Genomic DNA, 12,383 nt, shown 5'->3' with positions numbered 1-12,383 from the left:
TCGCCCACCCGAATCCTGACTGGCGTCCGTGTAAAAGAGCCCGGCTGCTTTTGGCCAACCGGGCCCTCAATATCGGCATTATCGGCTTGAGCGCTACCGCACGAAATCGTCGAAGCGGCGCAGCGTCACGCGGCGGTTGCGCCAGTTCTCCTGCTGGGTCTGCACAAGCAGGAATTCTTCGCCATAGCCGACGGTCTCCAATGCGAAGGCGGGAACGCCGAACTCGCCTGCCAGCGTCCGCTTAAGGGAGGCGGCGCGGCGTTCGGACAGGACTTGGTTCGATTCGAAAGAGCCCACGGCGTCGGTGTGACCCTCGATCAGGATACGGGCCCCGCGGTCGCGCCGCAGGATGCGATGGAGCGCATCGGCAATGATTTCGACCTTGCCGTATTGCGACGGCGCAATGGCGGCCGAGCCGAACTCGAAATTGATCGACTGGATGTCGATCGAACGCGCCATGCGCCGAAGGTCCGGCCGGCGCTTGAACTCACGAATGGTGACACGCTCGTTGGGGCGCAGCTTCTTCCTGGGGGCCGCATCGAGCTGGCGCTCGATGGTCGCGGCGGAGGGCGTGGTCGCCTGCGCGGATGCCAGGCTCGGCATGGCAATTGCCGCAATCACGGCCACGGCAAATGTACGTCGGGTCAACATGTCTTTCTCCTATATGCTCGGCCTCGTAATGCGACCGGACAATGGCAAAGACAGCCTGAAGCGGCGATGAACGAGGTGTTCAACTAAAGCGCGTCGCGCTGAACCGGATTCAAGCGACGCGCTTTTAAGTCTTTGTTTTGATGCATGTCGTTGTCCCAGAACCGCTGCACACTTCTGGGCGACATGCATCAGGCTCGCATGACGCTGGCCGAACGCTCGGCGAAGGTCAGCGGATGCACCACTTCCTTCTTTTGCGCCACCGGCGTGAAGCCGAGCTTCTGGTAAAGCGGCAGAGCCGCCGGATGGTCGAGCGTGCAGGTCTGCACGGTCACACGCCTTGGTCCATGTGCCCAGGCCGCCGAGATCGCCGCACCGAGGAACCAGCGGCCGATACCCTGGCCATGCGCATGTTCCATCATGCCGAAATAGGCGAGCTCCACTTCGTCCGGCAGATGCGGCTTGAGGTCGAAGAAGCCGGCGGGAGCGCCGTCGAGATAGAGCACCCGGATGTCACGGTCCTCGCGGTGCAAGCCAGCGGCAAGCTCCTCGTCGCTTAGCCTGAGCACATTGACCCAGTGCCATTTGCGCCCAACGCGATCCATCAAATAGCGATAGAAATGGAGCGGGATATCTTTCGTCTTCAACAGCGCGATCTGGCGGTTGTAGGGGATTGGCGGCGAAATCGCCGGCACGGCATGCATCTCCAGGAACGTGACCGTGACGTCGATATCTTGCAGCGCGCCGTTTTCCATCATTCTTTCCCCGTCACCACCGGCGTGTCGCCGAGACCGCCCCATTCTGTCCAGGAACCGTCGTAAAGCCGGTTGTCGCTATGGCCGAGCGTCTCAAGCGCCAGCGTGATCGCCGCCGCCGTGATACCCGACCCGCAGGACGTGACAACCGGCTTCGACAGGTCGATACCGGCACCCTCGATCACCTTGCGCAAGCGGTCCTTGGACAGCAGCTCGCCATTTTCGGCAAGCGCCGTGATCGGGACATTATGCGCACCCGGCATATGGCCTGAACGGACGCCTGGGCGCGGCTCAGGATCGGTTCCGGCAAAGCGGCCGGCCGAGCGCGCGTCGGCGATCTGGCTCTTGCGGCCGCCGACGATCGCGCGCATCTCGTCGAGACCGACGACGCGGCCTGCGTCGAAATCGGCGTGGAAGACACTCGGCGCGATCTTTGTCGGCTCAGCCGTCACTGGTCGCCCCTCGGCCTTCCAGCGGTCCATGCCGCCGTTCAGGATATAGACCTGGAAGACGCCCATGACACGGAACATCCACCAGGCGCGCGGCGCCGAGAACAGGCCCGGACCGTCATAGACGACGATGGTGTCGTCGGCGGTAACGCCCATGGCGCCGACATATTGGGCGAAGTGCTGCGGCGACGCCAAGGTGTGCGGCAGTTTCGAATCCGGATCGGAAACCGCATCCTGATCGAGGAAGCGCGCGCCTGGGATATGAGCGGCGTCGTACTCGGCGCGGGCGTCGCGCTTCTGCGCCGGCAGATACCAGGATGCGTCGATGATGGTGAGGCCGGGCTCGCCAAGCTGCTTCTGCAGCCAGTCGGCGTCGACGATGAAAGGACTGTCCTGCGCCATTCTTCTTCTCCCTGCCCCGTGCTCGTTCAGTTCGCCGGCATCGGCCCGAAGCGGATGCGGAAGCGCCGGTTTTCGCGGCCCTTCTTCTCGATCTTGCCGATATGGATCTCGCCGACCTCGCCGGTCGACTTCACATGCGTACCGCCGCAGGGCTGGCTGTCGATCGAGCCGTTCTCGCCAATGCAGACCAGGCGGATCTTGCCGGTGCCGACCGGCGGGCGGACGTTCTTCGATTTCACGAGGCCGGGATTGGCGGCGAGCTCCTCGTCGGTGATCAGCCGGGTGAAGATCGGATGGTCGGCGCGCACCAGTTCCATCAGCCGAGCCGTCACATCCTCCTTGGTGAAGCCGGCGTCGGGAATGTCGAAATCGACGCGGCTGTCGTCCTCGGCGACCGCCGCCCCGGTAATCGGAAACGGACAGACCACGGTCAGCAGGTGACAGGCAGAATGCATGCGCATCAAAAGGTGCCGCCGCTCCCAGTCGATAAGAAGCTTCAGCCTTTCACCGACCGCGGGCAGCGCCTGATCCGCCGCCGGCACGTGGATGATCTCGTCCTTGGTCTCGCCGGTGATGGTGGCGGCGATCGCGACGCGGCCGCCGTCGGCTCGCTCGAACATCCCGGTGTCGCCCGGCTGCCCGCCGGACGTTGCATAAAAGACTGTACGGTCGAGGAGGATGCCGCCACGGTCGTTGATCGCGACGACCTCGGCCTCCGCCATCTTCTGATAGGCATCGTCACGAAACAGCGCCACGGTTTTCCGGGCCATCATGCCACCTTTTCGAACGGCACCGAAATGTCGGCCTTCTCTTCCATCCAGCCCGGCACCGGAAGATTCTTGCTGCGCAGGAATTCCGGATTGAACAGCTTCGACTGATAGCGTGTCCCATAGTCCGCGAGGATTGTCACAATGGTGTGGCCAGGGCCGAGCTCGCGCGCCAGCCGGATGGCGCCGGCAATGTTGATCCCGGTCGAGCCGCCGACGCAAAGCCCCTCTTCCTGGATCAGGTCGAAGATGATCGGCAACGCTTCCTCATCCGGGATCTGGTAGGAGAAGTCCGGCGTGAAGCCGTCGAGATTGGCGGTGATGCGGCCCTGGCCGATACCTTCGGTGATCGAGCTGCCATCGGATTTCAGTTCCCCGCTGGTGTAGAAGCTGTAGAGCGCGGCGCCCAGCGGATCGGCGAGCGCGATCTTGACGTCCTTGCTCTTGCCCTTGAGCCCGAGCGCGACACCGGCGAGCGTGCCGCCGGAGCCTACGGCCGAAACGAAACCATCGATCTTGCCGCCGGTCTGAGCCCAGATCTCTTGCGCGGTCGTGCGGATATGGCCGTCGCGGTTGGCGACATTGTCGAACTGGTTGGCCCAGATCGCGCCGTTCGGCTCCGATCGCGCCAGTTGCTCGGCAAGGCGGCCGGACAGTTTTATGTAATTGTTGGGGTTCTTGTAGGGCACGGCCGGCACCTCGATGAGCTCCGCGCCCAGGATCTTGATCACGTCCTTCTTTTCCTGGCTCTGCGTGTCAGGAATGACGATCACGGTGCGGTAGCCGAGCGCCTTGGCGACCAGGGTCAAGCCGATGCCGGTGTTACCGGCAGTACCTTCGACGATGAGCCCTCCAGGCTTGAGGAACCCACGCTGCTCGGCATCGCGAATGATGAACAGGCCGGCCCGATCCTTCACCGACTGCCCCGGATTCATGAACTCGGCCTTGCCGAGGATCTCACAGCCGGTCGCTTCCGAAGCCTTGTTGAGCCGAATCAGGGGCGTGTTGCCGATCGCTTCGATCACAGAACGGGGCATGCGGGATTCCTTTATGTGTGCGGCGAGACCCTAAAAACCGGACGCCGCGGTTTCAAGGCAAGATTTTGCCTGGTCCAGTCGCATTCTAGACGCTGCAATGCTCGCGATCATTTCAACGCCAAGCGCAAAAGCGCTCTTTTCATTCGATTTCTTCGCCGCTAGAGCAAGCCCTAACATTCACAGGGCATCGTATGACACTCTATCGGGCCAATCCGAAGGACGGTGTCGCCTGGATCACGGGCGGCAGCAGCGGACTTGGCCGCGCATTGGCCAAGGATCTCGCCAATCAAGGCTATGCCGTCGCTGTGACATCGCTGCCGGAATATCCGGCCGACACGCTGATCGTCGAAACGGCGCAAATGTCTGGACATGTGAAGTCCTTTCCGTGCGACGTCACTGACGAGCATGGCATGGCGCGCACGGCCGCCGCGATCGAGGAGCAGATGGGGCCGATCGTGCTTGCCGTCTTCAACGCCGGCAACTATATCGCCACACCCGGCGAAAATCTGGTTGTGCGCGATTTCCACCGTTCCTTCGCCGTGAACTATTTCGGCATCGTCAACGGCGTGGTGCCTGTCGTCGAGCACATGCGCGCGCGCGGACGCGGCCATGTCGTTCTGGTCGGATCGGTCACCGCCTATTCCGGCTGGCCGACAACAGCGGCCTATGGCGGCACCAAGGCCGCGATCAACATCCTGGCGGAGTCGTTGAAATACGACTTCGACAAGATGAACATCCGCGTCCAGGTCATCAATCCGGGGTTCGTCGACACACCGCTGACCGAAAAGAACAAGCTGCCGATGCCGGGTCTCATGCCCGTGCATCGAGCGTCGCGCCGCATGGCCCGCGGCATCAAGAAGGGCGGCTTCGAAGTCACCTTCCCGCACCGCATAAGCTTGCCGTTGAAGCTGCTCGCCCTGCTGCCGCGGCCGATCGGCCGCTTTGTCATCGGCCTGACCACCAGCTGGTGGGGGCGGCCGTTGTATTTCGATCGCAGGCTGCCTGGCGACAAAGATCCATCCCGCGACAAGGCGACATAAGCCGGCGAAACAGCGATTGCTTGCCGTCAGGGACGGCCATAGGTTGAGAATCATTGCCTGGAGACTGTAATGGGGCGGCGGATCGTGCTTGCGGTGCTTGGCCTTGCAGTCGTCCTGGTAGCCGGTTTCTTCCTCGGCCCCCGCGTGCAGGTCGATACGACAATCCGGTTCAATCCTTCGGTGATCGGCGACGATCCGCAGGCCTATCTGGCGCGTGAAGAGGCTGCCGTACCTAACATCCGCGACGGGCTCGACAAGGAAATCATCTGGGCGAACCCGATGGTCCATGCCAAGACGCCTTTGGCCATCGTCTACATCCACGGCTTTTCCGCCTCGAAGGGCGAGGTCCGCCCCTTGCCGGACGACATTGCGGGTGAACTGGACGCCAACCTCTTCTACACCCGCCTGACTGGTCACGGCCAGGACGGCGCGGCCATGGCCGAAGGCAGCGTCAATGCCTGGGTCAACGACTATGAGGAGGCTTTGGCCATCGGCCGCGACATCGGCGACAAGGTGATCGTCATCGCAACCTCGACCGGCGGCTCGCTAGCGGCATGGGCAGCGACACAGCCGGGCGCTTCGAAAGGCGTCGCGGCAGTCGCGTTCATATCCCCGAATTTCGGCGTCAAGGCCTCCGGCGCGGAGTTGCTGACCATGCCCTGGGGTGGGCAGCTCGCCGAGCTTATCGGCGGCAAGGAGCGCAGTTTCCAGGCGCGCAACGCGCTCCACGAAAAATTCTGGACCACGAAATACCCCATGAAGGCGGTGCTGCCGATGGCCGCGCTCACCGAGCTCGCTTATGCCGCGCCGGTCGAGAAGGCAAAGATCCCTGCCCTGTTCATCTTCTCGGATTCCGACAAGGTGGTGCGGCCGGACCGGACGCGCGAGATAGGCGGGCGCTGGGGCGGTCCGCACGAACTAGTGCCGGTCGACGACACCGGCGATCCGGACGATCACGTCATCGCCGGCGATGCGCTGTCGCCGCAGACCACGGCCTTTCTCACGCAACGCATCGTGGTGTGGGTGAAGGCGCTGATGCAGCAGCAATCAAGCCAGTGAAATGAAAAACGGCCGGAGCGAAGGCTCCGGCCGTCTCGATTTGATCGAGCGAGGAAACTCAGGCCGCCCGATTGGCCGGACGCTTGCCGCCGAAGCGGCGCTTGTTGTTGCCCTTGAAACGCTTGAAGCCACCATCGGGCTTGCGCTCGCCACTTGGCTGCGTGCCTGCCGGACGCTCGCCCTGCGGCTTTGACGCGAATTGGCGCTCACCGCCAGGCTTGCCGCCAAATCGCTGCTTGCCGGATCCGTTGTTGCCGGGACGACGCCCGTCGCGACGGCCGCCGTGATGCTCGCGGTCATTGGCCGGTTCGAAATGGCGTTCGGCCTTTTCCTTGGGGTCGCGCTGCGGATCCGGGCTGCCGAGATGGTCGGCGACGACAGGCAGCTTGGCGCGAATGATACGCTCGACCTGCCGCAGCTTGGCGTTCTCCGAAGGATCGCACAGCGTGATCGCGATGCCGTCCCTGCCGTTGCGGCCGGTGCGGCCGATGCGGTGGACATAGCTTTCAGCCTCGTCCGGCAGGTCGAAATTCACGACATGGCTGATGCCGGGCACGTCGATGCCGCGCGCCGCGATGTCGGTCGCGACCAGGATGCGCACCGAACCGTCGCGGAAATCGTTCAGCGCCTTCTGGCGGGCGTTCTGCGACTTGTTTCCGTGGATGACGGCGGCGTTGAAGCCGTCGCGGGCGAGGTCCTTGGTGACGCGGTCGGCGCCGTGCTTGGTGCGCGAGAACACAATCACCGAGCGCATCGCCTCGTCGGCCAGCATCTTGGACAGCACCTGGCGCTTCTGCTTGGTGCGCGCAAGCACGACGCTCTGCACGATCTCGGCAGCCGCCGTGCTCTGCGGCGCAACTTCGATGCGGACCGGGTTCTTCAACAGGCCCTTGGCGAGCTCGGCGATCTCATCAGGCATGGTGGCCGAAAACAGCGCCGTCTGGCGGTCGGGCGCTGTCGCCTTGGCGATGCGCTTGACGTCGTTGATGAAGCCCATGTCGAGCATGCGGTCGCCTTCGTCGAGCACCAGCCATTTGGTATCGGCAAGGATGAGATCGCCCTCGCGCACCAGATCGGTCAGCCGGCCCGGCGTGGCGATCAGGATGTCGACGCCCGGAGCGATCTTCTTCACCTGGCTGAAGCGCGAAACGCCGCCCAGCACGAGCGCGGTGGAGACATGAGCGCCCTTGGCCAGGATCTTGATGGTCTCTTCGATCTGCACGGCCAGTTCACGCGTCGGCGCCAGAATCAGCGCCCGCGTCGTCTTGGCTCGCCGCTTGGTGCCGAGCCCGATGATCTTGGACAGGATCGGCAGCGCGAAGGCCGCCGTCTTGCCCGAACCGGTCTGGGCGATGCCGAAAATGTCGCGCCCTTCGAGCTGCGGCGGGATCGCCTGCGTCTGGATCGGCTTCGGATCGGCAAAGCCCGCGGCATGGGTCGCCTTGAGCAGCGCGCCCGAAATTCCCAGAGCGGCAAAGCCCGAGAGCTGTGTGGCGGAACCGTTCAGTTCCGCGGTGTTTTCATTGGTCAAAATAATCTTCTTTCACGCGGCCTGCGGCCGCAAACATCAATGGCGGCAGGGCGCAACCTGCCGTCGGATAAACTGTCATGAAACGACAAGGCGGCGGACGCGTCGCGTCCGCTCGGCTGCGCTGTCGTGCCCGCAAGCGTTATGCCTCGGGGCTTTTTCGCCACCTTTGCCGATCATCCGGAAAGAGGGAAAACAGACGCAACCAGTCTCATTCGTCGAGAAGGCCGGTGAGTCCGGCCCAAGCGCCTATGAAGCTGCATATGGCCGAGTTCGCCTTGAAATGCAAGGGCTTAATGTTGCAGCGCAGCAAAACCGCTAAAAAGTGGCGGAGTTTCTCTCATTAAACTTCATCCGGCCATTTCCTAGCACCGTGTTGAACGAACAGAATTTCCATCTGATTGTCGCTCACTCGATATGCAACGATGTAGGGTGTGCCCGGGATCACCGGTTCACGAGTGCCTTTGATCTCACCAACCCGTCCGATGAACGGATTAGCGGACAATAGCCGTGCGGTCCTTTGAGTGAATCTCATTGACCGTTCGGGCGGCAGCCCTTGGGTTATGTTGGGCGATGTAGTCGCCAATTGATGCAAGCTCGGTCAGATAGTGTCGGGTCCAAACAATTCGCACAGAGCGTTATGCCTGACCGTATTTATTCAATACGGCTGCTATTTCTTCCTCTTTTGCGAAGTCGCCACGATCGGCGGACTCGATCCCCGCTTGGACGCCGGCGATCCACTTTTCTTGCCACGCCAGAGAACGGCCATGGGAGAGCGCATCCTCAATGATTTGGTCACGGGTGAGCGTCGACCGGGAGGTCAACATTTCGATCCGACGATTCAAGTCTTCGGATATTTCTACGTTGTTCTTCATTGGTTCGTTCTGCCATATCCGGCGAACGACTGCCAAGGCGTATCGCGCAGCGGCGATCGCGTTGCGCTGCTGAAACGCAATGCTTGCGCTCGCCCGCACGCGTCATTACCACAATTGCGGCCCGCAGGAGATCGACCATGAAGGACGTGCTGAAGGAACTCGAGCGCCGCCGCGAGATCGCCCGCATGGGCGGCGGCAAGGACCGCATCGAGGCGCAGCACAAGAAGGGCAAGCTCACCGCCCGCGAGCGTATCGAGATCTTTCTCGACGAGGGCTCGTTCGAAGAGTTCGACATGTATGTCGAGCATCGCTCGACCGATTTCGGCATGGAGAAGACCAAGATCGCCGGCGACGGCGTCGTCACCGGCTGGGGCACTGTCAACGGGCGCGCGGTCTATATCTTCGCCAAGGATTTCACCGTGTTCGGCGGCTCGCTGTCGGAGGCGCATGCCGGAAAGGTCATCAAGGTCCAGGAGATGGCGCTGCGCAACCGCGCGCCGATCATCGGCCTCTATGATGCCGGCGGCGCGCGCATCCAGGAAGGCGTGGCGGCGCTCGGCGGCTATGCCGAGATTTTCCAGCGCAACGTGCTTGCCTCCGGTGTCATCCCGCAGATTTCGCTGATCATGGGTCCCTGCGCCGGCGGCGACGTCTACTCGCCCGCCATGACCGATTTCATCTTCATGGTGCGCGACACCTCCTACATGTTCGTCACCGGGCCGGACGTGGTGAAGACGGTGACCAATGAGACGGTAACGGCCGAAAGCCTGGGCGGCGCTTCCGTCCACACCACCAAATCCTCGATCGCCGACGGCGCCTATGACAACGATGTCGAGGCGCTCTTGCAGATGCGCCGGTTGGTCGACCTGCTGCCGGCGTCGAACACGGCCGAAATCCCTGAGATCGAGTGCTACCAGTCGGTGACGGACCATGACCTGTCGCTCGACCGGCTGATCCCCGACAATGCCAACAAGCCCTACGACATCAAGGAGCTGATCCTGAAGGTTGCCGATGAAGGCGATTTCTTCGAGATACAGCAGAGCTTTGCCAAAAACATCGTCACCGGCTTCGGCCGGGTCGAAGGCCGCACGGTGGGCTTCGTCGCCAACCAGCCGATGGTGCTCGCCGGCGTGCTCGATTCCGACGCCAGCCGCAAGGCGGCGCGTTTCGTGCGCTTTTGCGACTGCTTTTCGATTCCGATCGTCACCTTCGTCGACGTCCCGGGTTTCCTGCCAGGCACCGCGCAGGAGTATGGCGGGCTGATCAAGCACGGCGCCAAGCTGCTCTTTGCCTATGCCGAGGCGACCGTGCCGAAGATCACCGTCATCACCCGCAAGGCCTATGGCGGCGCCTATGACGTGATGGCATCGAAGCACCTGCGCGGCGATATGAACTATGCCTGGCCGACGGCACAGATCGCCGTGATGGGCGCAAGGGGCGCAGTCGAGATCATCTATCGCAAGGATATCGGCGATCCGGAGAAAATTGGCGCACATACAAAGGCTTACGAGGATCGCTTCCTGTCGCCCTTCGTCGCCGCCGAACGCGGCTATGTCGACGAGGTGATCATGCCGCATTCGACACGGCGCCGCGTGGCGCGAGCGCTGCGCATGCTGCGCAACAAGGATATGCAGAACCCCTGGAAGAAGCACGACAACATCCCGTTGTGAATGACCTCCATCAGCCGGAAGGATGGCAACCGCTACATGAGTGCGGAGACGAAATGCGAATAACACTTGCGGCCCAGGGCCTTATTCCGTGCAAAGGCTATGGCGGCATCCAACGTCAGGTCGAATGGTTGACCACCGAAATGGTCAAGATGGGCCATCAGGTGACATTGATCGCCGGCCCGGGATCGTCGCATCCGATGTGCGAGGTCCGCCACGCGGTCACCAATGACGAATGCCGCGCGGCTGTTCCCAAGGACACCGACATCGTCCATCTCCACGCCTGGAAGGTCGAAGTTCCCTTTCCGACGCTCAATACCGAGCGCGGCCATCTGCCGGATTACCCGAGGCCGCAGCCGAACTGGAGCTTCATCAGCGCCCGCCATGCCGAGCTGCACGGCCGCAAGACCTACGTCTACAATGGCTTTCCGGTGGACGCCTACCGGCTGGCGCCTTCGAAGAACGACCATCTGTTTTTCATGGCGGCCATCGCGCGAGCCGGAAAGGGCCTTAACCGGGCGGTGGACCTTGCGAAGAAGTATGATTTCAAGCTCGACATCGCCGGCGGTTCGCGCTGGAAGCTGCTCGGCCGCAGCAAGACCCGCCGCGAGGGCGTCTTTTTCAAAAGCTTGTCGTCCCGCTTCCGCTATCACGGCATGGTCGACGGCGAACCGAAGGTGCGCCTGTTGGGCGAGACCAAGGCCTTTCTGAACCCGATTTCCTGGGAAGAGCCTTTCGGCAACGCGCCGGTTGAATCCATGCTGTGCGGCACGCCGGTTTTGACGACGGCGCGCGGCGCGCTGCCCGAAACCGTCGATGCCGATACCGGGCGTTTCTTCGACACGGACGAGGAATTCGCGCGCGGCCTCGGCGAAATCGGCGGTTTGTCGGCGCAAAGATGCCGCGAATCCGCAGCCGACCGGTTTCCGATCCAGAAGGCTGCAAAAGCCTATCTGGAGCTCTATCACCGCATCCTTGATGGCGAAGCGCTTCCGTGAGAAATCACGCAGGCGTCTCCTCTCGGCAGCAGCCGATCCGGATCGAAAAGGTATCGCGCATTGCGCCCCATCCTGGTTTTCTGCCTGCCGGCTATCGGTGACTTTATCCGCTGCCACGCGGCTATCCAGATCATCGCCGAGAGATTTCCCGGGCAGTCGATCGATATCGTCACCTCAAGGGTCGCCGCGCCGCTGGCGCGGCTGATGCCGCATGTTCGCAAGGTCTGGGTGGCGGAAAAGCACTGGAAGCCCGGGCTGAAAGAGCGGGTTCGCCTGGCGCGAGAGCTCCGCAGGGAGAATTACCAGGCTGCCTATATGCTGACCAGCAGCACCAAGGCTTCCCTGGTGCCGTGGCTTGCCCGGATACCGGAGCGCATCGGCTATCCGCGCGAATTCCAGTTCGGCATGGTCAACCGCCTGCCTGCCGGCTGGCTGAAGTCGATGGTGGCCTTCGGCCCACGCAAGACGCGGCTTGCCGAACAGGTCTGCGCAATCGCACGTCTCGGGGAGCGGCCCGCCGAAGACGCACCATTGCCGGCTCCACAACTTGTTGTGCCCCCCGAAGAGCTTGCCGGTTGGCGCCAGCGCAATGGCATCGACGCGGCCAGGCCGGTGATTGCCCTCTACACGTCCGACTTTGCCAACAAGCGCTCATGGCCGATGGAGCGCTTCGTCTCGATCGCGCGCGACCATGTTGCCCGCGGCTGGTCGATTTGGCTTGTCGGCGGGCCGCGCGAGCGTCAGGCGGCGGCCGAAATAAGAGCTCATTTGCCCGAGGCGATCGATTTCACCTCGACGCCTGATATTGCCGAAGCCATGTGCCAGATCGCGGCCTCGACCGTCTTCCTCGGCGTCGACGGCGGCATCTCCCATGCCGCCGGGGCGCTTGGCGGTCCATGCGTGCTCATATACGGCTCGAACCGAGCTTATCTGCATGGTCCGGTAAACGCACAGGTGATCTTTCTCGAGCCGCCGATTTCGACACCGGGTTGGGTGGAGAATACGCGCGCCGTCAGCGAAGACAGGGTTCGCGAGGCGCTGGCGGCGGCGATCAGAAAACACGCGCCGCAATTCGCCTAACCTATTCCTCTGCTGCCGCGCCGAAGCCGGCGCGCCGATTGCGAAGCGAACGCAGTCAGGAGAAGGACTGCGACAAGC

Annotated in this window: 13 protein-coding genes; 5 read left to right on the top strand and 8 right to left on the bottom strand. The window is 62.6% G+C overall.

The window, feature by feature from the left end:
• Positions 1-93 precede the first annotated feature (93 nt).
• The 5 genes from RFM98_RS23805 to RFM98_RS23785 all read right to left on the bottom strand — a co-directional run bounded on the left by RFM98_RS23805 (position 94) and on the right by RFM98_RS23785 (position 4,058).
• Complete coding sequence (locus RFM98_RS23805) at positions 94-651, bottom strand: OmpA family protein (protein ID WP_320311090.1); 558 nt, start codon at positions 649-651, stop codon at positions 94-96.
• Between the two features lie 188 nt (positions 652-839).
• Positions 840-1,403 (bottom strand): GNAT family N-acetyltransferase, encoded by a 564-nt coding sequence (locus RFM98_RS23800; protein WP_320311152.1) that lies wholly within the window; start codon positions 1,401-1,403, stop codon positions 840-842.
• On the bottom strand, positions 1,403-2,254 hold the full coding sequence (gene sseA, locus RFM98_RS23795) for a 3-mercaptopyruvate sulfurtransferase (protein WP_320311089.1): 852 nt from the start codon (positions 2,252-2,254) through the stop codon (positions 1,403-1,405). The genes RFM98_RS23800 and sseA overlap by 1 nt, the downstream gene beginning before the upstream one ends.
• Positions 2,255-2,280: 26 nt before the next feature.
• A complete protein-coding gene (locus RFM98_RS23790) occupies positions 2,281-3,024 on the bottom strand; it encodes an alanyl-tRNA editing protein (RefSeq protein WP_320311151.1) in 744 nt (247 codons plus the stop codon).
• Positions 3,024-4,058: a cysteine synthase A gene (locus RFM98_RS23785; RefSeq protein ID WP_320311088.1), complete on the bottom strand. Its 1,035-nt coding sequence runs from the start codon at positions 4,056-4,058 to the stop codon at positions 3,024-3,026. The genes RFM98_RS23790 and RFM98_RS23785 overlap by 1 nt, the downstream gene beginning before the upstream one ends.
• A 191-nt stretch (positions 4,059-4,249) precedes the next feature.
• Here RFM98_RS23785 and RFM98_RS23780 point away from each other — a divergent pair, with 191 nt between their 5' ends.
• Together RFM98_RS23780 and RFM98_RS23775 are read left to right on the top strand one after the other, a co-directional pair.
• A complete protein-coding gene (locus RFM98_RS23780; RefSeq protein WP_320311087.1) occupies positions 4,250-5,098 on the top strand; it encodes an SDR family NAD(P)-dependent oxidoreductase in 849 nt (282 codons plus the stop codon).
• Between the two features lie 69 nt (positions 5,099-5,167).
• The gene (locus RFM98_RS23775) at positions 5,168-6,157 is read left to right on the top strand and encodes an alpha/beta hydrolase (RefSeq protein WP_320311086.1); all 990 of its coding nucleotides are present in this window, start codon (positions 5,168-5,170) and stop codon (positions 6,155-6,157) included.
• Positions 6,158-6,215: 58 nt separating this feature from the next.
• On the opposite strand, the gene RFM98_RS23770 is transcribed toward RFM98_RS23775, so the two are convergent.
• The 3 genes from RFM98_RS23770 to RFM98_RS23760 all read right to left on the bottom strand — a co-directional run bounded on the left by RFM98_RS23770 (position 6,216) and on the right by RFM98_RS23760 (position 8,560).
• Entirely contained in the window at positions 6,216-7,688 is a 1,473-nt protein-coding gene (locus RFM98_RS23770; RefSeq protein WP_320311085.1) for a DEAD/DEAH box helicase, read from the bottom strand.
• Positions 7,689-8,028: 340 nt separating this feature from the next.
• The gene (locus RFM98_RS23765; protein ID WP_320311084.1) at positions 8,029-8,220 is read right to left on the bottom strand and encodes a type II toxin-antitoxin system RelE/ParE family toxin; all 192 of its coding nucleotides are present in this window, start codon (positions 8,218-8,220) and stop codon (positions 8,029-8,031) included.
• A gap of 103 nt (positions 8,221-8,323) precedes the next feature.
• Positions 8,324-8,560 (bottom strand): transcriptional regulator, encoded by a 237-nt coding sequence (locus tag RFM98_RS23760; protein ID WP_320311083.1) that lies wholly within the window; start codon positions 8,558-8,560, stop codon positions 8,324-8,326.
• Positions 8,561-8,697: 137 nt separating this feature from the next.
• Here RFM98_RS23760 and RFM98_RS23755 point away from each other — a divergent pair, with 137 nt between their 5' ends.
• From RFM98_RS23755 to waaF, 3 genes are read left to right on the top strand one after another with little or no spacing between them, the layout of a single operon-like run.
• Positions 8,698-10,230 (top strand): acyl-CoA carboxylase subunit beta, encoded by a 1,533-nt coding sequence (locus RFM98_RS23755; RefSeq protein ID WP_320311082.1) that lies wholly within the window; start codon positions 8,698-8,700, stop codon positions 10,228-10,230.
• A gap of 53 nt (positions 10,231-10,283) precedes the next feature.
• Positions 10,284-11,225: a glycosyltransferase gene (locus RFM98_RS23750; RefSeq protein ID WP_320311081.1), complete on the top strand. Its 942-nt coding sequence runs from the start codon at positions 10,284-10,286 to the stop codon at positions 11,223-11,225.
• A gap of 60 nt (positions 11,226-11,285) precedes the next feature.
• Positions 11,286-12,305 carry a lipopolysaccharide heptosyltransferase II gene (gene waaF / locus RFM98_RS23745; protein ID WP_320311080.1) on the top strand — a complete coding sequence of 340 codons (1,020 nt, stop codon included), beginning with the start codon at positions 11,286-11,288 and terminating at the stop codon, positions 12,303-12,305.
• The last annotated feature ends 78 nt before the right edge of the window (positions 12,306-12,383 follow it).

It is taken from the genome of Mesorhizobium australafricanum, from assembly GCF_033977265.1.
Taxonomy (GTDB): domain Bacteria; phylum Pseudomonadota; class Alphaproteobacteria; order Rhizobiales; family Rhizobiaceae; genus Mesorhizobium; species Mesorhizobium australafricanum.
The sequence above is the reverse complement of the archived record's forward strand: the minus strand, read 5'-3'. Positions and strand labels throughout refer to the sequence as shown.